14 protein-coding genes are annotated in these 21,958 nt (G+C 68.3%); 7 read left to right on the top strand and 7 right to left on the bottom strand.

Annotation, left to right across the window (positions count from 1 at the left end; translation table 11 throughout):
* The first annotated feature begins 224 nt into the window (after window positions 1–224).
* Window positions 225–2,120: a sigma-54-dependent Fis family transcriptional regulator gene (locus GDJ08_RS18955; protein ID WP_153165488.1), complete on the top strand. Its 1,896-nt coding sequence runs from the start codon at window positions 225–227 to the stop codon at window positions 2,118–2,120.
* Between the two features lie 15 nt (window positions 2,121–2,135).
* Here GDJ08_RS18955 and eda read toward each other — a convergent pair whose 3' ends face one another.
* Both eda and GDJ08_RS18945 read right to left on the bottom strand, forming a co-directional pair.
* Entirely contained in the window at window positions 2,136–2,774 is a 639-nt protein-coding gene (gene eda, locus GDJ08_RS18950; protein ID WP_017355564.1) for a bifunctional 4-hydroxy-2-oxoglutarate aldolase/2-dehydro-3-deoxy-phosphogluconate aldolase, read from the bottom strand.
* The gene (locus GDJ08_RS18945; RefSeq protein WP_153165487.1) at window positions 2,761–3,777 is read right to left on the bottom strand and encodes a sugar kinase; all 1,017 of its coding nucleotides are present in this window, start codon (window positions 3,775–3,777) and stop codon (window positions 2,761–2,763) included. Before GDJ08_RS18945 ends, eda begins: the two co-directional genes overlap by 14 nt.
* 272 nt (window positions 3,778–4,049) lie before the next feature.
* Here GDJ08_RS18945 and GDJ08_RS18940 point away from each other — a divergent pair, with 272 nt between their 5' ends.
* The 3 genes from GDJ08_RS18940 (at window position 4,050) to GDJ08_RS18930 (ending at window position 14,146) form a co-directional block, all read left to right on the top strand.
* Window positions 4,050–6,782 carry a TonB-dependent receptor gene (locus GDJ08_RS18940; protein ID WP_026070694.1) on the top strand — a complete coding sequence of 911 codons (2,733 nt, stop codon included), beginning with the start codon at window positions 4,050–4,052 and terminating at the stop codon, window positions 6,780–6,782.
* 228 nt (window positions 6,783–7,010) lie between these two features.
* The gene (locus tag GDJ08_RS18935) at window positions 7,011–10,181 is read left to right on the top strand and encodes a TonB-dependent receptor (protein WP_017355561.1); all 3,171 of its coding nucleotides are present in this window, start codon (window positions 7,011–7,013) and stop codon (window positions 10,179–10,181) included.
* A 152-nt stretch (window positions 10,182–10,333) separates the two neighbouring features.
* Window positions 10,334–14,146, top strand: coding sequence for a LamG-like jellyroll fold domain-containing protein (locus tag GDJ08_RS18930; RefSeq protein WP_017355560.1), 3,813 nt, complete (start codon window positions 10,334–10,336; stop codon window positions 14,144–14,146).
* Between the two features lie 32 nt (window positions 14,147–14,178).
* On the opposite strand, the gene GDJ08_RS18925 is transcribed toward GDJ08_RS18930, so the two are convergent.
* The 5 genes from GDJ08_RS18925 to GDJ08_RS18905 all read right to left on the bottom strand — a co-directional run bounded on the left by GDJ08_RS18925 (window position 14,179) and on the right by GDJ08_RS18905 (window position 19,350).
* Window positions 14,179–15,018 carry a PhzF family phenazine biosynthesis protein gene (locus tag GDJ08_RS18925; protein WP_153165486.1) on the bottom strand — a complete coding sequence of 280 codons (840 nt, stop codon included), beginning with the start codon at window positions 15,016–15,018 and terminating at the stop codon, window positions 14,179–14,181.
* Between the two features lie 191 nt (window positions 15,019–15,209).
* The gene (locus GDJ08_RS18920) at window positions 15,210–15,803 is read right to left on the bottom strand and encodes a cysteine dioxygenase family protein (RefSeq protein ID WP_136005747.1); all 594 of its coding nucleotides are present in this window, start codon (window positions 15,801–15,803) and stop codon (window positions 15,210–15,212) included.
* Window positions 15,804–15,918: 115 nt separating this feature from the next.
* On the bottom strand, window positions 15,919–16,782 hold the full coding sequence (locus GDJ08_RS18915) for a rhamnogalacturonan acetylesterase (RefSeq protein ID WP_153165485.1): 864 nt from the start codon (window positions 16,780–16,782) through the stop codon (window positions 15,919–15,921).
* Complete coding sequence (locus GDJ08_RS18910; RefSeq protein WP_153165484.1) at window positions 16,782–18,404, bottom strand: carboxylesterase/lipase family protein; 1,623 nt, start codon at window positions 18,402–18,404, stop codon at window positions 16,782–16,784. Before GDJ08_RS18910 ends, GDJ08_RS18915 begins: the two co-directional genes overlap by 1 nt.
* Window positions 18,397–19,350: an alpha/beta hydrolase gene (locus tag GDJ08_RS18905; RefSeq protein ID WP_153165503.1), complete on the bottom strand. Its 954-nt coding sequence runs from the start codon at window positions 19,348–19,350 to the stop codon at window positions 18,397–18,399. The genes GDJ08_RS18910 and GDJ08_RS18905 overlap by 8 nt, the downstream gene beginning before the upstream one ends.
* A gap of 198 nt (window positions 19,351–19,548) precedes the next feature.
* Here GDJ08_RS18905 and GDJ08_RS18900 point away from each other — a divergent pair, with 198 nt between their 5' ends.
* From GDJ08_RS18900 to GDJ08_RS18890, 3 genes are read left to right on the top strand one after another with little or no spacing between them, the layout of a single operon-like run.
* On the top strand, window positions 19,549–20,370 hold the full coding sequence (locus tag GDJ08_RS18900; protein ID WP_206147398.1) for a 2-keto-4-pentenoate hydratase: 822 nt from the start codon (window positions 19,549–19,551) through the stop codon (window positions 20,368–20,370).
* A gap of 37 nt (window positions 20,371–20,407) precedes the next feature.
* Window positions 20,408–21,412 (top strand): TRAP transporter substrate-binding protein, encoded by a 1,005-nt coding sequence (locus GDJ08_RS18895; protein ID WP_153165483.1) that lies wholly within the window; start codon window positions 20,408–20,410, stop codon window positions 21,410–21,412.
* A 12-nt stretch (window positions 21,413–21,424) separates the two neighbouring features.
* Entirely contained in the window at window positions 21,425–21,958 is a 534-nt protein-coding gene (locus GDJ08_RS18890; RefSeq protein WP_153165482.1) for a TRAP transporter small permease, read from the top strand.

Raw genomic sequence — 21,958 nt, 5'->3', positions numbered from 1 at the left:
TGCAGGTGGGAACGGCCCATTCGGGTCCTTTCCCTGCCGCAAGGACGATGCCAGGTTCGGGGTGGTGCGCTGCCGCACGGGTGCGGGCCGCGCCGATGCTGGTGCGCGGCAGCCGGTATGTTGCGCCGCACCACGACTGGTCATTGCACGGTAACGCCGGCTGTGGTGTTTATCGGTACAGGCCCCGCTACAACTGTCGCAGATTGCGACACTGGAGAATCCAGGTGTCCCAGCTTCCGCTCCAGCACCGCGTCGGCAATGCGCGGCGTTCGTTCTTTGAACGGGGTGCCGCGCCCATCGGGATCGTGCCCGATACCATCCTGCAGTCCTGGCAGCGCTGCCTGCGCGGCGGCCTGTCGGTGCATGCGCAGCCGGATGTGGCACCGCTGCCCGATGCGCGTCTGCGCGAGCTGCGGCAGCGCCAGGAGACGCTGTGGCGGCTGGCCCGCCCGGAACTGGACGGCCTGGCGGCCGACATCGCGGTGGCCGGCAGCATCGTGCTGCTCACCGACGAGGCCGGCTGGATCCTCGACGCCGAAGGCAGCCCGGACTTCCTCGACAAGGCCGGCCGTGTGGCACTGATGCCCGGCGTGCGCTGGGACGAGACCTCGGTGGGTACCAACGCGATCGGCACCGCGATCGTCGAAGGGCGGTCGGTGGAAGTCCGCGGTGGCGAACACTACTTCGCTCCGCACGGCATCCTGACCTGCTCGGCCACGCCGATCTTCGACCCATACGGCCAGCGCGTGGGCGTGCTCGACATCTCCGGCGATGCACGCCTGCAACATCTGCACGCCCGGGTGCTGGCGCGCCAGGCGGTGGCACATATCGAACACCGTTACTTCGATGCCGGACTGGGCGACTGCGAGGTGGTCCGCCTGCATCACGATGCCGCGCTGCTGGGCACCGCCCGCGAAGGGGTGCTCGGCTTCCGCGGCGGGCGGCTGGTGGCGGCCAATCGCGCCGGGCTGGCGCTGTTCGGCCTGGAACACGGCGACCTCGGGCGTGCGTCCTATGAGGCGCTGTTCGATGTGCCCCTGTCGCGCCTGCACGATGACGGCGCGCTGATCGACCGCCAGGGCCGCGCGCTGTATGGCCACCTTGGCCAGCCCCCGGCACGGCGCTCGCCGGCGGCGGCGACGCGCATGCCCGTGGCGGCCCCCGCGCGGGTCAGCGCATCGGCACCCCGCCTGGACCCCTCACCGCTGTTCGATGCCGCCCAGCAGCAGGCGCTGGCGCGTGCATGCCGGGTGCTCGATGCGCAGTTGCCGGTGCTGCTGCAGGGCGAGACCGGCACCGGCAAGGAGGTGTTCGCGCGCGCGCTGCATCGGCGCAGCACGCGCGCCGACAAGCCGTTCGTGGCGGTGAACTGCGCGGCGCTGCCGGAAGGACTGATCGAAGCGGAGCTGTTCGGCTATGAAGAAGGCGCGTTCACCGGCGCGCGCAAGACCGGCAACACCGGTCTGCTGCGGCAGGCGCAGGGCGGTGTGCTGTTCCTGGACGAGATTGGCGACATGCCCCTTGCCCTGCAGCCGCGACTGCTGCGGGTGCTGCAGGAGCGCACGCTGTCGCCACTGGGCGGCGGCAAGCCGGTGCAGCTGGATTTCGCGCTGATCTGCGCCACGCATCGTGACCTCGACGAGGCGATGGCGGCCGGCACCTTCCGCAGCGACCTGTACTACCGCATCGCCGACCACTGCGTGGCCCTGCCGCCGCTGCGTGCGCATCCCGACCGCGCCGCGCTGGTACGGGGCCTGTGGGAGCGACTGGGAGAGGGACGCCAGCTGGAAGCGGTCGCCTTCGACGCGTTGGCAGCCTATGCCTGGCCGGGCAACGTGCGCCAGCTGAGCGCCTGCCTGCGCACGCTGGTGGCGCTCAGCGATCCCGGCCAGGTCCTTGGCCATGACGACCTGCCCAGCTACCTGCGCGATGCCCCGCGCGAGCTGCGGGCAGAGCAGGCCGGCGCGTCCGACAGGGGCCTGGACGCGATTGAAACCGACGCCATGCGCGACGCACTGGCGCGGTGCGGGGGCAACGTGGCCCAGGCGGCGCGTCTGCTTGGCATCAGCCGCAGCACGCTATACCGCCGGGTCGGCAACAGCGCCCGCCGCCGTCACTGACGGCGGGCGTGGCGGTCAGCCAACCAGTGCGGCCGATTCGCGCGCCAACTGCTCGATGCCGGCCCAGTCGCGCGCCTGCAGCAGCGTACGGGTGGTCAACCAGGAGCCGCCCACGCACAGCACGTTGGGCAGGTGCAGGAACTCGCGCGCGGTCTGCGCGCTGATCCCGCCGGTGGGGCAGAACCGCACATCGCCGAACGGGCCGTTCCAGGCCGACAGCATCGCTGCGCCGCCGGCCTGGACGGCCGGGAAGAACTTGAACGTATCCAGCCCGTTCTCCAGGCCGCGCATCAGCTCGGAGGAGGTCGCCACGCCGGGCAGGAACGGCAGATCGGTATCGCGCGCGGCGGCATACAGCCGGTCTGTGGCACCAGGCGAGACCGCAAAGCGGCCGCCGACGGCCTTGACCCGCTCCATCTGCGCGGCGGTCAGCACAGTACCGGCGCCGACCACGGCATCGGGCACCGCCTCCACCATCGCCTGGATGGCGTCCATCGCCACCGGGGTGCGCAGCGTGACTTCGATCACCGGCAGGCCGCCATTGAACAGCGCGCGGGCCACCTCGACCGCGTCCTCGACGCTCTCGGGGGTGAACACCGGAATCACCGGGGCCAGCTTCAGGACTGCGCGTACGCGCGGATCAGCGCCGGACATCGAATCGCTCCTCGCCCGTCAGGGCCATGATGTCAGCCTCGCTGACAGGGTTGAAGTCGCCGGGAATCGAATGCTTGAGACATCCGGCGGCCAGGCCGAAGCGCACGATCGCCTCCGGCGCGAAGCCGCGCATCATGCCATGCAGGATGCCGGCGGCGAAGGCATCGCCGCCGCCGATGCGGTCGACGATCCCGACCATCTCGCGGGTGGGCGCCACCGCGCGGGTGCCGTCGCGACCGAGCAGCATGGCGCCAAGCGCATGGTTGTCCACGCTGTGCGGCGTGCGCTGCGTGCAGGCCATCCACTGCAGCCGGGGGAACGCGGCAAAGGCCATCGCCGCCGCCGCGTCCACGCGCTCCTGCGGCTGCGCCTGTGCGAACTCGCCGCCGAGCACCACGCCGATATCGCGGTAATCGGCGAACAGCACCTGCGCACAGGCGAACAGCTCACGCAGGATGCCTGCCGCATCGCCCTGCCAGCGCGCCCACAGCGAGGGCCGGAAGTTGCCATCGAAGGACACCGCCACGCCGCGCTCGCACGCCGCACGCGCCGCAGCCAGGGTGGCCTGGGCCATCGTCGGGTTGAGCGCCGGGCTCACCCCGGACAGGTGCAGCCACTGCGCACCCTCCAGCGCGGCATCCCAGTCGTAATCGGTGGCACGGCTGAGCGCGAAGGCCGAGTCGGCGCGGTCATAGACCACTTCGCTGGCGCGCTGCACCGCGCCGGTGGTGAGGAAATACAGGCCCATGCGGCCATCGCGCACCTGCACCGCGCGGGTATCCACCCCGTGCCGGCGCAGTTCGCCGAGCGCGAAGTCACCCAGCGGATTGGCGGCCACGGTGCCGACCATTGCCACGTCATGCCCGAGGTGGGCCAGGCTGACGCCCACGTTGGCTTCGGCGCCCCCGGCGTGCACCACCAAGTGCGGGGTCTGCAGCAGCAGCTCCCGGCCGGGTGCGCTCATGCGCAGCAACAACTCTCCAAAACAGACGACACGACTCATGGTTACCGGGTCCTTGTGAAGGCCGCGCCGGCCGGAACGGCAGGTGCGGCAATGGCTAGCGGTGTCATTCTAGCGGTGCGACGCCCCTCGTCCACCTGTCCTGAATGTCGGAAGCATTGTCCCGCAAGCCTCTGCGGGACATCAAAAGTCTGTTGCGCTGCAAGATGCCCTGTCCGGAACGGACTGTTAACGTCCGCCCTGACCAGCGGTGTCATTGCACTGACATGTCGCCGGATAGCTGTTTCATGTAGCACCTTTGGGAGAGGGAAGGCATGCAATCTCGAAACACTGAAAAAAAGACACCGGTTACCTTGCTCGCGCTGTCGATCGGACTGGCGCTGAGCGGCGGTGCATGGGCCCAGGAGGCCGGCACCACCAACCCGACCGATCTGGACACCGTCACCGTCACCGGCTACCGCGCCAGCGTCGAAAAAGCGCTGGACATCAAGCGCGGTGAGTCGGGCATGGTCGACGCGATCGTCGCCGAAGATATCGGCAAGTTCCCCGATCTGAACCTGGCCGAGTCGCTGCAGCGCATCCCCGGCGTGGTCATCACCCGCGATGCCGGCGAAGGCCGCAACATCTCCGTGCGTGGCCTCGGCCCGGACTTCACCCGCGTGCGCATCAACGGCATGGAAGCGCTGACCACCGTCGGCAGCGGCGACCAGTCCGGCGGCACCAACCGTGGCCGTGGCTTCGACTTCAATGTGTTCGCCTCGGACCTGTTCTCGCAGCTGATCGTGCGCAAGACCGCTCAGGCCGACGTCGAGGAAGGCTCGCTGGGCGCCACGGTGGATCTCAATACCGCCAAGCCGTTCGACTACGACGGCTTCACCTTTGCCGCCAGCGGCCAGGCCAGCTACAACGACATGGCCCAGAAGGCCGATCCGCGCATGGCCGCGTTGATCTCCAACACCTTCGCCGACGGCACCTTCGGCGCGCTGCTGTCGGTGGCCTACTCCGAGCGCCAACTGCTCGAAGAAGGCTCCAACACCGGCCGCTGGGCAGGTGGGACCAGCAATGGCGGGTTCAACCCGGCCTCGACCTACAAGCCGGCGCTGGCCGCCAACGTCAACCACCCGCGCTTCCCGCGCTATGTGCAGATGGAGCACCAGCAGAAGCGCCTGGGCGTGACCGGGTCGCTGCAGTGGAAGCCGACCGACCGCACCGAGCTGTCTCTCGATGCGCTGTACTCCAAGATCGACGCCACGCGCGATGAGCATTACATCGAAGCGATCTCGTTCAGCCGCGGCGCCTCGCAGCAGGGCAAGCCGGAAACCATCGTGCGCGATGGCGAGATCCGCGACAACGCACTGGTCTACGGTGTATTCGACAACGTCGATGTGCGCTCGGAAAACCGTCATGACGAGTGGAACACGGTGTTCAAGCAGCTCGCGTTGAATGCGCAGCACCAGTTCACCGACGACTTCAAGGTCAGCGGCAAGATCGGCACTTCGCGCTCGGAGCACGAGAACCCGATCCAGACCACGGTCATCATGGACAAGCTCAACGTCAAGGGCTACAGCTACGACTACCGCGGCAACAGCCGCTTCCCGGTGCTGAACTACGGCATCGATCCCACCGATCCGAACGGCTGGACCCTGGCTGAAATCCGCCTGCGTCCGCAGTGGGTGAAGAACGACTTCGATACTGCCCAGGTCGACTTCAACTGGAACATCAGCCCCGGCTTCCGCCTGAAGGGTGGCTTCCTCGGCAAGGACTACAGCTTCGCCACGCGTGAATGGCGGCGCGGCTCTGAAACCGCCGTCCCCAACTTCGCCACCGGCAACAAGCGGGTACCGGCGGACATGACCGAACAGGCCGGCCTGGGCGGCATCACCGGGTCGCCGTCGAACTGGGTGGTGCCCAGCATCGACGCCTTCAACCAGCTGTTTGACATCTACAGCAACACCGGCACGTTTGCCCTCACCGAGCGCGTGGTCAACGCACGCAGCGTGGAAGAGAAGGATCGTGGCGGCTACCTGATGGGCGAGTTCTCCACCGAGCTGGGCTCGATCCCGCTCTCGGGCAACTTCGGCGTGCGCTACGTCAAGACCAAGCAGAGCTCCACCGGCTATGCCACCGTCAGCGGCGCACCGGTGCAGAGCACCGTGGACCGCGAGTACAGCGACACCCTGCCCTCGCTGAACCTGGTGGCCGAACTGACCCCGGACTTCCTGGTGCGCTTCGGCGCGGCCAAGGTGATGGCGCGCCCGGGCCTGGGCAGCCTGACTCCCGGCGTGACCGTCAACGTCAGCGGCGGTGCGCGTACCGTCAGCGGCGGCAATCCGAACCTCGATCCGATCCGCGCCAACACCGCCGACCTCGGCGTCGAGTGGTACTTCAGCGAAGGCGCGATGCTGGGCCTGGCGCTGTTCTACAAGGACATCGAAAGCGCCGTGCAGACCGCGCGCGAAGTGCGTCCGTACTCGTCCAGCGGCCTGCCGCTGAGCCTGCTGGAGGGCACCGGTGCCGGCCCGGACGACGACTTCGTGTTCAGCGTTCCGCTCAACACTCCCGGCGGCAAGCTCAAGGGCCTGGAAGCGAACTACATCCAGCCCTTCACCTTCCTGCCCGGACGCTGGTCCAACCTCGGCCTGCAGTTGAACTACACCTACGTCGATTCGCAGATCCAGTACCTCACCGCGACCGGCGCCAACTCGCTCAACACCGATCTGACCGGCCTGTCCAAGAACTCGTGGAACGCCACGCTGTTCTACGAAGGCCCGGTGTTCGCCGCGCGCGTGTCGGCCACCAACCGCGACGACTACCTGACCCAGGTGCCCGCCACCGAAGCCGGTTTCGACGTACATGGCATGACCGGCACCACGGTCATCGATGCCTCGGTGCGCTACAAGATCAGCGACCAGCTCGAACTGAGCCTGGAAGCGGTCAATCTGACCAACGAAGCCTCCGACGAATGGGTGGGCTCGCAGTGGAAGCTGCCGCTGCAGTACACCGAAACCGGCCGCCAGTACCTGCTCGGCCTGCGCTACAAATTCTGATTCAACCGCGAAGCATCCGGCGGCGTGAGCGATCACGCCGCCGGCCGCGCGCGTGCCGGCTTCCACCGTTCGTCCTACCCACGCCATCGCGATCACGCTGCTGCGGCGCAAGATGCCCGCGCGTGAAGGGTTTGTTACGTTTCGGCTGACCATCGGTGTCAGACGCGGCCCGTGCGCACCACATCATTCACGCTCGCATGGCGGCGCACCCTGGGAGGGGAACAGACGATGGAACGACAGTACCCACGGAAAAAGACACCGGTTACCTATCTCGCGGTCTCGATCGCGCTGGCCCTGCAGGGCATGGCCGGCATCGCCTCGGCGCAGCAGGCACCGGCGGTGGATGCAGTGGACCTGGACAAGGTCGAGGTCAAGGCGACGTACCGCGAAAGCCTGCAGCAGTCGCTGGATGAAAAGCGCTACAGCGTCGAGCAGGTCGATGCGATCTACGCCGAAGACATCGGCAAGTTCCCCGATCTCAACCTGGCCGAGTCGATGCAGCGCATCGCCGGCGTCTCCATCGACCGCGAGGGCGGCGAGGGCCAGCAGATCTCGGTGCGTGGACTGGGCTCGGACTTCACCCGCGTGCGCATCAACGGTCTGGAAGCGCTGTCCACGGCGGGCAGCGGCACCACCGGCGTCAACCGCAGCCGCGGCTTCGACTTCAACACCTTCGCTTCCGAGCTGTTCAGCCGGGTCAAGATCAACAAGACCCAGTCGGCACAGACCGACGAGGGCTCGCTGGGCGCCACCGTCGATCTGCGTGGCTCGCGCCCGTTCGATTTCGAGGGCTTCCAGGCGTCGCTGGGCGGCCAGTACGGTTTCAACGAACTGTCGCGCAACAAAGACCCGCGCATCTCCGGCCTGATCAGCAACACCTGGGCCGATGGCCGGGTCGGCGCGCTGATGTCGGTGGCCTACAGCAAGCGCACCATCTACGAGGAAGGCTACAACCCGGTCCGCTGGGAGCACGGCAACTACCGCAACTCCAACCAGAGCACGGCCACCAACAACGGCACCTACGGCTTCTGCAGCCCGGCCGGCTACGACCCGCAGACCCCGCGCAACCCGCTGGCCAATGAAACCGCCGCCGGTGTGGGCAGCGCTGCCAATCAGGGACGCAACAACGGCTGGGGCAGCTACGGCATCGACGCCACCCACTGCGGTACCGGCCTCGATCGCCCGGCGGCGACGGCCGAGAACATCGCCGCATATGAGACCGCCACCAACGCCTGGATTCCGCGCTACCCGCGCTACGTGCGCACCGACCACGAGATCGAGCGCCTGGGCATCACCGGCGCGTTGCAGTTCAAGCTCGGCGACGACACCCAGCTTAACCTGGACATGCTGTACTCCAAGCTCGACAAGAACGTGCGCGAAGATTCCATCGGCGCGAACCTGCACCGCACCGCGCAGTACGGCGGCAAGACCCAGATCGTGGTGCGCGAGGCGCAGGCCGACGAACAGAACAGGCTGGTGTATGGCGTGTTCGACAACGTGGACTTCCGCACCGAGTCCACCGCGATCGAGGAAAGCACCGAGTTCAAGCAGTTCAGCCTGAACCTGGAACACCGCTTCAACGATGCGGTGCGCCTGGATGCCCTGGTCGGCCATTCCGAATCGAACTACGAACGCCCCATCTTCTCGATGGTCAGTTTCGACAACAGCAACCTCGACGGCTTCGTGCTGGACATGCGCAATGGCGGCAAAGTGCCGACCATGACCTTCCCGTTCGACCTCGGCAGCGCGAACAACTGGCAGTGGCTCGGTTACGGCAGCACGCCGGTGAACGCCAACGGCACCGCACGCGGCGGCAACATCAGCGAAGTGCGGCTCAACCCGCAGTATGTGGACAACAGCTTCGACACCGCCAAGGTCGACCTGACCTTCGCCATCAACCCCACCTTCACCCTGCGCGGCGGCCTTGCCTACAAGGACTACGACATGCGCACCCAGGAGTTCCGCAACATCAGCTACGGCCGCCTGTCGCAGGCGCTGCCGGGCGGTGTGGGCGTGGGCGACCTGAGCACCACCCTGGACGGGTTCGGCAAGGGCCTGGACGGCAACCTCCCCAATGGCTGGCTGGTGCCGGACTTCAACAAGATCGCCAAGCTGCTGGACATCTACTGCAACTGCAACACCGGCACGCTCGGCGGCGACTACCGGCTGGCCAGCGTCGGCCACTTCGGCGCGTCCAACAACAACTTCGACGTCAACGAAAAGAGCTACGGCAGCTACCTGCAGCTGGACTTCAACACCGACCTGCTCGGCCGCGCGTTCCGCGGCAATGTCGGCGTGCGCTACGTGCGCACCGATATCACCGCGTCCGGCTATGCACCCTGCACGGCAGCCAATGCCAACGATCTGTCCGCCGCGTGCGAACCGTTCCTGGGCGTGGCCAGCGCCACCGCCGACGCCGGCGAACGCCTGCTGGTAGGCACCCAGGTCGGCCATTCGTACGACGACTGGCTGCCCTCGCTGAACCTGGCGTGGGACCTCACCGACACCGTGGTGCTGCGCTTCGGCGCGGCCAAGACGATGGCCCGCCCGACCCTGTCCAACCTGTCGCCCAGCGTCAGCGGCGGCCCGACCGCGTACTTCGACGACGACCGCAGCTACTCGATCAACCTGGGCAACCCGAAGCTGGACCCGTTCCGCTCCACCAACTACGACCTGAGCGCGGAGTGGTACTTCCAGGAGGGCGCGCTGCTCTCGGCCGCGGTGTTCTACAAGGACATCGAAAGCTACGTGCAGCGCACGCGCCTGCTGACCACCTGGGAAGACATGGGCTACTCGCTGGACCTGCTGCCCGCCGGCTTCAGCCCAAGCACGGTGTTCAACGTGCAGAGCTACTTCAACACTCCGGGCGGTCCGCTCAAGGGCTACGAGCTGACCTACCAGCAGCCCTTCAGCTTCCTGCCCGGCTTCTGGCGCAACTTCGGCGTGCAGCTCAACTACACCCACGTCGATTCGAAGATCAAGTACATCTTCAGCTCCGGCACCGGCAACACCATCGTCACCACGTACACCGAGAACGACCTGCTCAACCTGTCGCCGAACTCGTACAACGCCACCCTGTACTACGACGATGGCCGTTTCAGCGCCCGCGTCTCCACCAGTTACCGCGACGCCTACATCAGCACCATCCTGTCGCAGGAGAATGTCTGGGACCTGGACAACAACCAGTACGCCACCGCCGATGTGCAGGGCAAGTACAGCGTGGAGAACGTGGACTTCAACATGTCCTGGAAGGTCAACAAGAAGCTCTCGCTGACCTTCGAGGCGATCAACCTGCTCGACACCGCCGACGAGCGCTACGTCGATTCGGCGCTGTCGCTGCCCGATCGTTACACCCACACCGGCCGCCAGTACTACGTCGGCCTGCGTTACAAGTTCTGACCCGTGCTTCGGCGTCCGCCCCGGGTATCGCGTCCGCTCCCGTCCGTCTCTCCGGGCTGGCGGGCGCGCTGCCGCGGCGGACGACCGCCCTGACGGGGTGACGGCCCCGCCTGGTTCCGCTGTACCGTCACCGTTGTCGAAAGGAAGGCCCCATGCACCGCGTTGCTCCTGCCCTGCTCCGTCCGTCCCGCCTCTCCGCCAGCCTGCTGGCGCTGCTGCTTGCCAGTGGCCCCGCCTGGGCGCAGACCGCGCCGACGCTGCTGTTCCACGTGTCGGCCGAGCATGGCCTGGACGCGGACACGGCCGCCGGCGATCCGGTGCCGAACTTCCAGGACAAGGTGACGCCGGTGGCCGATGGCGCGCACGGCCGCGCCATCCAGTGGGCCGATGATGGTGTGCTGTCGTGGAACGCGCCTGGCAACATCCAGGCCCAGCGCGGCACGCTGGGCTTCTTCTGGCGCCCGCGCTACGCAGTGGGGGAGGCGCCGTTCGTCATCTTCCGGGTCGGCTACGCCGACCACAGCAGCTGGGACATGGCCTGGCTGCGTATCGACTGGAACGGCCACGGGTTCGATGCCTTTGTCACCGACGCCAACCTGGCGCGTACCCGCGTCTCCTTCCGGCTGGACCGGATGCCATCGCCGCAGCAGTGGCAGCACATTGCCTTCGGCTGGGATGAAAACCACGGCGTGCGCCTGTACGTGGACGGCAGGGAGGTCGCCCGCCAGGACACCACCGCCGACTACGACGCGGCGCTGGACCAGCTCGGCCTGGCCGGCCGGGTGATGGCGCCCTACCAGGTGCAGAGCCGCTACAACTTCCTGCGTGGCAGCGACCTCGACGAGATCCGCGTCTACGACCGCCTGCTCGATCCAGCCGGCATGGCCGCGCTGGCCCGCAATGCCGCGCCTGCCACGGCCGTTGCGCCGGTCGATCCGATGCGCGCCTGGAACCACCGGCATGGCTGGGACGGCGCGCCCCCGCCCGCACTGGCCAGCGCGACCACGACGATCCGCAAGGTCGAGTTCGCCGATGCCAAGGACCACAAGCAGTGGATGTGGAAAGCCACCGACGGCATCGCCGAAACCACCTGGCCGGGCGTGTACAACCGCTCGCGTCTGCCCGGCCGCAACGACTATTTCCAGCTGCCGGACTGGAACACCTACGTCGAGGGCGGCCAGCAGCTCGACCTGACCCTGCCGGCCGGTGAAACCGTCAACCGCATCGAAATGCGCGGCGCCGCCTTCGGCGAGCTCGGCCACAGTGCGGGCGACCCACCGGCCCAGCCGCTGTTCCAGCGGCCGCAGGGCGTGGTGCGCAGCGTCAACGACATTCCCGCGCAGACCGGCGGCGTGCTGCACTTCCGCAACACCGAACAGGAAACGCCGATCCAGGAGATCTGGGCCTACCAGGTCAGCGATGCCGCCGAACCGGACGGCACGGTCAAGCAGCGCTACCTGATCGACAGCCAGGCGCTGCCGGACTACACCAACATCGCCGACCTGCGCGCCTACATCGACGGCCGCTACCCGCCCGCCGAGCGCAGCACGGTGATGGCCCTGCCCAAGGGCGCCGGCTCGCGCCGGCGCGGCGCCGACACGTTGCCCGCGCAGCCGCTGCCGATCGTGCACGTGCTGATTCCTTCCGGGGTCAGCGATGCGCCGGCCGCGCAGCCGTTGATCCGCAGTTGGGCGCACAGCTGGGAGAACATGCACGACGGCCTGGACGGGGTTGCCATCGACCTGCCGGCGCTCGACCTGCCGGCCACGCGCGACGGGCTGATTCCGCTCAACATCCGCATCAAGGATCCGATCTGGCCGGCGCGCGACATGATCGACGTATCGGTGTCGGTGAAGCCGGGCCAGAAGCGCACGCTGTGGCTGGACCTGCGCGACCGCATCCTCACCGCCGACAGCCTGTGGATCTCGATCGCCTCGGCCGCCCCTGGCTTCAACGCCGGCGCGCTCGACGGTGCCGAGATCCGCATGGTCTACAAGGACCGCGAGGAGGCGAAGAAGGAGCACCTCGCCGACCGCTTCAATCAGGTCCGCGACAACTGGGGCTTCCTGGTCGAAGAACACACCACCTCCAAGCGCCAGCGCCTGTACGCGCGCGTGTACGCCGATCTGAGCGACCTGCTGCGGGTCGACCCGGACCATGCGCTCGGCCGCCTGTACTGGAACTACATCAGCTACAACAGCCAGGGCAAACCGCCGTTCGTCCAGCCCGAGGCGCCCAAGGGCGTGCCGCTGTGGGCGTTCCGGCAGACCGAAGACCTGCGCTACGTGCGCCGCTTCATCGACTGGTGGATCGACCATCGCCAGATCGCCTACGGCGACTTCGGCGGTGGCATTTCCGACGATTCCGACCTGACCCAGCAGTGGCCGGGCCTGGCGCTGATGGGCGTGCAGCCGGACAGGCTCAACGCCTCGCTCACCGCGTTGTCCGATGCGGTGTACCGCAACGGGATGTTCAGCAACGGCCTGAGCACCATCGAGACCGATGAGCTGCACGCCTACGAAGAGGGCATCAACACCAACAGCGCCATGCTGTACCTCAACTGGGGCGATCCGCTCACCGTGGAGCGCCTGATGGAGACGGTGAAGGCCTTCGACGAGCGCATCATCCTGCCCAATCCGCAGGGCCAACGGCTGTTCTCCAGCAACTGGTTCGGCGGCAACAAGGTGTACCGCGACCCGAACTGGCAGTGGCAGAAGCCCTACTCGTTCCCGGTGCTGCATCCGGCGTTCCTGATCGGCCAGTACAACGCCGATCCAACCAGCCGCACGCTGGTCACCGGGCTGGCCGACAGCTACCTGGCGCATGCCTACACCGACGACAAGGGCCGCTGGGCGCTGCCCAACGAGATCCACTGGGCCACCGGCAAGACCCGCGGCGGCGAGCTCAACAACGGCTCCGGCGGCGGCGATGTCATGCACACCTTCTGGGCGGCATGGCGCTGGAGCGGCGACGACAAGTACCTCAAGGCGCTGGACTACCGCGTGGAGCGCGGCGGTCCGGGGGCCCTCTCCAACCTGGGCGAGAACTACGTCGAGGTGCTGGGGCGCGGCGCGCAGTGGAATCCGCGCTTCATCGCCGACGCCGACGGTGGCAGCACCGGCTTCTCCAGCCTGATGGCCTGGCAGGCCACCGGCGACAAGAGGTACCTGGAAGCCCTGCACGCCGATGGCATCCAGGCCAAGGCGCAGCGCGAGTACATGAACACCGAGGGCCACTGGTGGTCCGACCGCGTCGAAGCGCCCAGCGAGTTCCTGCAGCGCGCGCGCCTGGGCGGCATCGCGCTCAAGCGCAACCAGAGCTGGCCGGGGCATACCGTCAGCTGGCGCTTTGCCCAGCCGGATGCGGCCGAGCAGGTGGCGCTGCTGGTGCACGCGCCGTCACCGGACCGGTTCAAGGTGATTGCCTACAACCTGGGCAAGCGGGCCGTGGAGGCGGACATGACCACCTGGAACGTCACCGCCGGGCAATGGCGGATGACCAGCGGCGTGGATCGCGATGGCGACGACCGGATTGACGGCAAGGCAACGGTCCGCGAGCTCACCTTGGAGCGCAGTGCCTCGACCACGCTGCGCTTCGCACCCGGCCAGAGCCAGGTGTTCGAGTTCGCGCTGGTGCAGGCCGGTACGCCGGTCGAGCAGCGCCCCGACCTCGGCGTCGGTCGTGGCGACGTGCGCGTGGACGGGGGCCAGGTGCACGTCACCGTGCACAGCCTGGGCCACGTGGCAACGCCGGCGGGAACGGCGGTCCTTGAAGACGCCAACGGGCGTGAAGTGGCCCGCGTCGGGATCCCGGCGATGGACGCCCCCCTCGACCTGGTGCCCAAGACCACCACCGTGGCGCTGCCCTTGCCAGCCGCCAAGCGCGCGGGCCTGCGGGTGCGGGTGATGCTGCCCGATGGCGGGGCTGAAGTGACACAGCTCAACAACGTGGTACCGGTGGAGTAACCGCGAGCGGCATGGTCTCAACCCCATGCCGCCTACAACGTCACCGACCCTTCAATGCAGGTCACGCACGCACCGCCGATCCATACGGTTTCCCCCACCCGCTCCACCTGTACCCGCCCGGCCCGGCCCAGTACCGTGCCCTGGCTGATCACATACCGGTCGGGCGAGCTGCCTTCCCGCAGCAGCCACCGTGCAATCCCCGCATTGAGGCTGCCGGTCACCGGGTCCTCCGGCGCGGCCTCACCGGCAATGAAGGCGCGCGACTCGAACTGCGCGTCCACACCGTCGTTTGCATCGCACGCCGCGAACACGCCCACCATCAGTCCCTCCAGCGCGACGTAGTCGGGCCGCACGGCCAGCACTGCCGCACGACTGCGCAGACGCACCGCCAACCAGGGAGGGCCGTTGTCGACCCATTGCGCATCCATCAGGTCATCGGCGGCAACGCCCAGTCCTGCCCGCACGCGCGCGTGCAGCGCGGGCTCCAGGGGCCCCTCGCGCCGCAACGGGGGCGCTTCAAACGCCACCCCGGACGCATCCCGGCGAATCCGCACCAACCCGATCCCGCACTCCTGCACGATCTCCCCCCCGTGCGGCACGCCGCCATTGGCCAGCCACGCATGGCAGCTGCCCAGGGTGGGATGCCCGGCGAACGGCAGTTCACCCAGGGTGGTGAAGATGCGCACCCGGTAGTCGGCGCGTGGGTCGGTTGGCGTCGAGACGAAGGTGGTCTCGCTCAGGTTGGTCCAGCGCGCAAAGGCCGCCATGCGCGCCTCACTCAGCCCATCGGCCTGCAGCACCACAGCCAACGGGTTGCCCAGCAGCGGGTCGGTACTGAAGACGTTGATCTGCAAGAAGGGGTGGATGGACATGGGACGCTCCTGCGCGTGGGGTGGGTCATTCTCGCCTGGCCGCGCGGTGGAAGGCATCGACGGTGGGTCGGCTGCTCCTGGCTACGGCATCGGACTGCTGCGCGCTGCGCGAAGCCGACCAGAGGTCGGCTCTACGAAAGGGGCGACCAGAGTCGGCTTTGCGAGGGCAGCAATGCGCGCGGTGCGTGCGCCTAGGCGGCGTCGGTTTCCATGACCTGCAGCCGCCGCTGGTACCAGCCCTGCGTGCCATCGGGTTCGAAGACCGCGCTGCGGGTCATCTCGCCCTCGTAGACATGCACCGAGATGGCCAGCTCGTCGTCGCTGGTGTTGCGGATGGTGTGGTACTCGTGCGGCGGAATCAGGCTGCCGGCGCTGCCGCAGTCGCCAAGGATCGCGGGCTCGGCGCGGAACCGGAAGCGCTCGCCCTCGCGTTCCAGCAGCTGGTACTGGGTGATCTCCAGCTGCCCCAGCCACACGCCTTCCACGCACCACAGACCGCTGTGGTCGTGCAGCGGCGTGCCCTGGCCCGGCCCCCAGCTCATCGCCACGATGCTGTAGCCGTGCGCACTGCTGCGGTACAGCTCGCGCCGCGCGTAGTGGTCGGCGATCGGGCGATGTACACACGCAGGCAACTGGATGCGGCTGTCGGCGATGGCATCACGCAACGCGCCACGCAGGGTGGCGGCGATCCGATGGGCATCGTCGTGCTGCACCGCGTGGTCGATGGCCGCGATCAGTCGATCACGACCATGAAACGGCGGAAACGGATTGAGATGCTCTTGCATATCCCCAGTCTAGGCGATCCGCGTCAACGGCGTGTTTGACCCAAATCACGGCCATTGCGCTACGTTGCGCGAACTAGCGATCAATTCGCCGATTTTGGTTTAGCGCACCTATCGATCAGGGAATCAGCATGGAGCGCAGCGCCGGCACTTCGCGCGCCAGTTCGGCGGTGACCAGCGTGGCGAACACCGCCGCACCGTCCGGCCCGAGGTGGGTGTAGTCGAAGGCCACCTTGGCCTGGCCCATCGGCTCGGCCACGGCGTTGTTCTGCACCGCCGGCGCACCCGCGACGGGCGCGGCGCCGACAGTGGTGCCGCCCAGCGCGGCGCTGACCTGTGCCGCGCTGGGGGCGGCCTGTGCCAGCGGCATCGCGCCGACCGGGCCAAGCGCCTGCACCACCGCGCGGCTGCGCGCGTGCAGGTCGACCAGCGGCACGTCCAGCTCGCGTGCCACCGCACGCACGACGTCGGCCCACGGCGCCAGATCGTCAATCAACACGCCCTGGGCGAACTGCCGGCGGGTCAACGGCGTCAGCAGCACCGGCTGTGCGCCTGCCGCGCGGATCTCGCGCACGTAGCGGCGCAGGTTGTCCGGGAACTCGCGCTGCAGGTCGGTCGAGCGGCCCGGCTTGCCCGGCTGGTCATTGTGGCCGAACTGCACCAGCACCCAGGTGGTCGCATAGCCCGGCGTGCGCATTTCCGCCTCGGCCAGCGCCCACGAGCCCTCGGCGCGGTAGTTGTAGGTGCTGCGGCCACCGCGCGCCAGGTTGGTGCAGGTCAGGAACGAAGTGACATGGCGGGCGCAGAACGCCGGCCCCCAGCCGCCCTGCACCGCCGTGGTGGAATCGCCGACGAGCACGATCTTGCCGGCACGGATCGGGGTCGGGGCCGGGCGGTCGCCGATCGCCGGATCGGTGGCGGCGTGGGCCGCGCCCGTCGTGAACCACAGCAGGCTGCCCAGCAGCCAGGATGCATGCCGCATCAGAACGTACCTCGTTGGATGAAGGGAACCTGCTGGTAGAGGCGGCGCTCGCCGCCGCGCGGATCGTCGGCCTGCTGCGAGGTGGCGTCGAACAGCATGGTCTGGCGGCGCTCGAGCGAATAGGTCTGCCACTGCGGCAACGCGGCATGGTTGGGGTCGCCGTGGCGGGCAAAGGCGATCAGCGCCGTGCTCATTGTGGCCGCCACGCGCGTGGCCTCTTCGCCATCGCCGGTGCGGGAGCCGGGCCGGTCGGTGTTGTCGAACACCAGCGGGATGTCGAGCGTGTGGAAGGCGCCGAGCCTGCCGCCGTCCAGCGGTGAGCCCCAGTCCAGCTGGTAGGCCCAGGTCGGCGCGCCCTGCCGCGCACGTGCCTCCAGCTCCTCCACCGCACCCCGCCACGAGCGCCCGGCGGTGGTGGCGGCGAAGAACACGTCCGAGGGCGTGTAGTGCGGATACAGGCGGCGGTATTCGGCGATCACCACCGCCGGCAGCAGGTCGACGTACTGCTCCTTCTCCAGCTTGGCCGGCAACGTCTCCCAGGTCAGCGCGAAGTTGGCCGGGTCGTTGCCGAGGAAGGCGCGGGTTTCATCGTGCGTGTTGCCGATCACCATCGGAATGCCGGCCGACTGCGCCGGCGCGTCCGGCCAGAACGGATGCGCCGGCAGCACGTGTCCGTCCAGTACGGGCCCCACATAGAGGCTGCTGTTCTCCACCCGCGACGGATCGCGCACGCGGGTGGCGGCCAGCAGCGCCTCCATCGGCATCATGCGCAGCGCATCGGTATCGGCCGCGCCCACCGCCTCCATCGCGATCTGCGCGCGCTGGGTGGCTGCGCGCGGGCCTGCCGCAGTGACCTGCTGGCCACTCATGGTCCACGCGCGCTGGAACAGCCCGCGCGCGGCCGGCATCGCCATCAGCGTGGCGATCTTGGCGCCGCCGCCGGACTGGCCGAACACGGTGATGTTGTCTGCGTCGCCACCAAACTCCGCCGCGTGCTGGCGCACCCACTGCAGCGCCTGCACCAGGTCGAGCTGCCCGACGTTGCCCGACGCGGCCAAGCGCGCATCGCCCAGCTGCGCCAGGTACAGGTAGCCGAATACGTTGAGACGGTGGTTGACGGTGACCACCACCACGTCGCCCCGCCGGCACAGCGCGCTGCCGTCATACAGCGGATCGCTGCCCGAGCCGTTGTTGTAGGCCCCGCCGTGGATGTAGAACAGGATCGGCCGCTTTCCGCCATCGCGCAGGGCCGGTGTCCACACGTTGAGGAACAGACAGTCTTCGCTGCCTGGTCCTTCGCTGCCACCCTGCGGCGCCGCATTGCCGTAGGCGAGCGCGTCGCGCACGCCGCGCCACGCCGCTTCCTGCACCGCCGGCTGGAAACGCCTGGATGCGGTATCGGCGCCGTAGGGAATGCCGCGGAACACGTTCACGCCCTGCTCCAGCTGCCCCCGCAGGCGGCCACCGCGCACCCGTGCCAGCGGTGCGGCATCGTGGCGCGGGCCCGGCACGCCGGCGAAGGCCGGCAGCAGCGGCAGACTGGTGGCGCCCAGCATCAGTGCGTAGCGCGCGCTGTCGCGCAGGAAACGGCGCCGGTGCAGATCGGTGGGGGACTCAGTCATGGCGCGTGGGCTCCGGGGGGCGCGAAGATATCCAGCGCAGGGCCAGGTCGGGCCACTGCGCAACGGTGGAGCCGGCGGGAATGCGCACGCCGAAGCCGTGGCCGCCGGACGGGAACAGATGCATCTCGGTGGACACGCCGGCGCGCAGCAGCGCCTGGTAATAGACCAGGCTGTTGTGCACGGACACCACGGTGTCGTCCTGCGCGTGCACCAGGAAAGTGGGCGGGGTGTCCGCGCGCACCTGCTCCTGCATCGAGAACCGGGTGGCCAGTGCGGCATCGGGGTGCGGCCCGAGCAGACGTGTCCGTGAGCCGGTGTGCGCGTGCGGACCCATGTCGATCACCGGGTAGATCAGCAGTGCGACATCGGGCCGTGCGCTGACCGCATCGATGGCATCGCGATGGGGATAGACCGGCGCGTCGAAGCCGGTGCTCAGCCGTGCGGCGACATGGCCGCCGGCAGAAAAGCCCATGACGCCGAGGCGTGCCGGATCGAGCTGCCAGCGCGCTGCCCCGGCCCGGATCACCCGCATCGCGCGCTGCGCGTCGGCCAGCGCCGCCTGCCGATCGCTGCGCCCGGCCGGCAGCCGGTAGCGCAGCACGAACAGCGTGACCCCGCCCTGCGCGACGAACGGCGGCACCAGTGCGGTGCCTTCCTTGTCCAGCACGATGCGCTGGTAGCCGCCGCCGGGAATGACCAGCAGGCCGGTGCCGTTGGGGCGTGCGGGCCGGTACACGACCAGGTAGGGCGCATCGACATTGTCGATGTAGCGGTCGGGAAACGCCGGATCGGTGCTGCGCTCGACCACGTTGGGCACGCGCGGCGGACCCTGCTCGCCGGGCACCTGGCCGGTCGGCCACAGCGCGAGGCGGTCCGGGCTGCCCGGGGCCGGCTCGGTACCGGCCGCGCGCCCGGCGGCGTGGAGGGGAAAGCACAGCCCGGCCATCAGCAACCAGCCGGCCAGCAACGGCATCACTACAGCGCGTGGCATCCGCAAACGTCCTTCTGCAGGGGGTAGGGAACGGTCATGGTGACTGCCGGCGCGATTCTGACGCGCTGCACATTGCCAATGACACCGGTTTACCATATACAGCACATCCAAGCGCTGTCGATTGGCAGTGCAACAAATCATCGGGAGACCCGCTTGAGCAACGACCAGGGCAAACAGGACCTGCCAGACCAGGGGTTGGGCGAGATCGCCCGCGCGTTCGTCAGTGCCCGCCAGCAAGGGCAGGCATTGGCTGATTTTCCGGGTGATATTCCCGACGATCTGCTCACGGCCTACCGTGTGCAGGACCTGGCCATCGATCTCTGGGATGACCGCGTGGTGGGCTGGAAGGTGGGTTACATCGCCGCCGAGCGTCGCGACGGGTCCGGCGACGACCGGCTGCTGGGCCCGATTTTCTCGCGTCGGCTCTGGAATGCTACCGGTGGAACAGTGGACATTCCGGTGTTCGTCGGCGGCTTTGGCGCGGTCGAAGCCGAGTTCGTGATCCAGCTTGAGCAGGACGCCCCGGCCGACAAACTGCACTGGACGCCCGAGGAAGCCGAAGCGCTGCCGTCCCGGCTGTTCATCGGCGTGGAAGTGGCCAGCAGCCCGCTCGCCACCATCAACAAACTCGGCCCGCGCGTAGTGGTGTCCGACTTCGGCAACAACAACGGCCTGGTGCTGGGCGCGGAGATCCCGGACTGGACCGCGCTGGACGACGCCGACCTGCGGGCGGAAACCCGTATCGAGGGCGAGGTGGTCGGCACCGGCGGTGCGACCCTGCTGCCAGGCGGCCTGCGCACCGCCTACGCGTTCGCGCTGGCGCGCTCGGCCCAACGCGGCCGCCCGCTCAAGGCCGGCGACCTGATCGCCAGCGGCAACGCCACCGGCATCCATGACATTGCCGTGGGCCAACAGGCATTGATCCGTTTCGCCGGCTACGGCGACATTACCTGCAAGGCCATCGCCGCCGGGTAACCGCGCGGACATGGCGAGCACGCTTGGGAGGGCGCAGATGTTCACTCGCAGAAGTTTCATGGCCACCGGTCTGGGCGCGCTTGCCGTGCCCGCGCTGACGGCCTGCTCACGGTCGTCCAATGCCGCACCGGCCGGTGCGCAGCTGTTGACCGCCACCGACGTCCACGTAGCCGACTACCCGACCGTGACCGCGGTGAAGTGGATCGGCAGGACGCTCGAGGAAAAGACCGGCGGCCGGCTGCGCCTGCGCCAGTACCACTCCGGCCAGCTCGGCCGCGAATCCGAAGCGATCGACATGGCCCGTTTCGGTGCCATCGACATCACCCGCGTGTATTCCGGCGCGCTCAACAACGCCTTCCCGCTCACCCAGGGGCTGTGCCTGCCGTATGTGTTCGAGTCGGTGGCGCACATGCGCCGCGCGCTCGACGGCGGCGTGGCCGACACGGTGCTGCAGGGCTTCGAGCACCGCGATCTGGTCGGTCTGGCGATCTACGATTCCGGCGCGCGCTGCTTCTACAACACCAAGCATCCCATCGTGGAACCGAAGGATCTGCACGGCCTCAAGCTGCGCGTGGCGTCCTCGGACATCTTCATCCAGCTGATGCGCCTGCTCGGTGCCAACCCGACGCCGATGTCGCTGGGCGACACCTTCTCGGGCATGGAAACGCACATGATCGACGGTGCGGAAAACAACATGCGCAGCTTCCACTCCAGCCGCCATTTCGAGGCCGCGCACTACTGGTCGAAGAGCGACCACTCGTATGCGCCGGACGTGCTGCTGATGTCGCGGCAGAGCTTCGATGCGCTGAGCCCGGCCGACCGTACCCTGGTGATCGAGACCGCGCGCGAGTCGGTGCAGGTGATGCGCGAACAGTGGGACGCGTCGGAAAACACGGCCCGCCAGGCCGTTGCCGATTTCGGCATCCGCTTCAACGAGGTCGACATGCCGGCCTTCCGCAAAGCCGCCGACCCGTTGCTGCAGAAGTACCTGCAGCAGCCGGAGCTGGCTGCCCTCACCCGTCGCATCCGCGACTTCGCCTGAGGCCCTGCCGCGATGTCCGACCCGATTTCCGAAACCCCGGCCGACCTGCGTTCGGCGCCGCAGCGCTCGCTGGACCGTATCGCCGACGTGGCCATCTACATTGCCGTTGCCGCCCTGCTCGGGCTGGTGGTGGTGCAGGGCTGGCAGGTGTTCGCCCGCTACGTCATCAACGACTCGCCGAGCTGGACCGAGCCGGTGACCCTGCTGCTGCTGGCCACGGCCATGAGCCTGGGCGCGGCCACCGGCGTGCACACGCGCCGTCACTTCGGCTTCTTCCTGCTCGCCGCGCACATGGGCCCTGGCCTGCGGCGTGCGGTGGACATGTTCGCCGCGCTGGTGGTGGTGGTGCTGGGCGCGGTGATCGCCTGGTGGGCAGCCGTGCTGCTGCTTGACGGGCTGGACATCAAGACCGCCGGCGCCAACCTGCCACAGAGCATCAACTACCTGCCGCTGTCGATCGGCGGCGCGCTGATGGCGGTGTTCGCGCTCAACCAGATGGTGCAGGCCGCGCAACCGCCGGTTGCCGACGCAGAAGGAGACCGCTGA

It is taken from the genome of Stenotrophomonas nematodicola (assembly GCF_009467805.1).
GTDB classification, from domain to species: Bacteria; Pseudomonadota; Gammaproteobacteria; order Xanthomonadales; family Xanthomonadaceae; genus Stenotrophomonas; species Stenotrophomonas nematodicola.
This window is presented reverse-complemented; position numbering and strand designations above follow the sequence as displayed.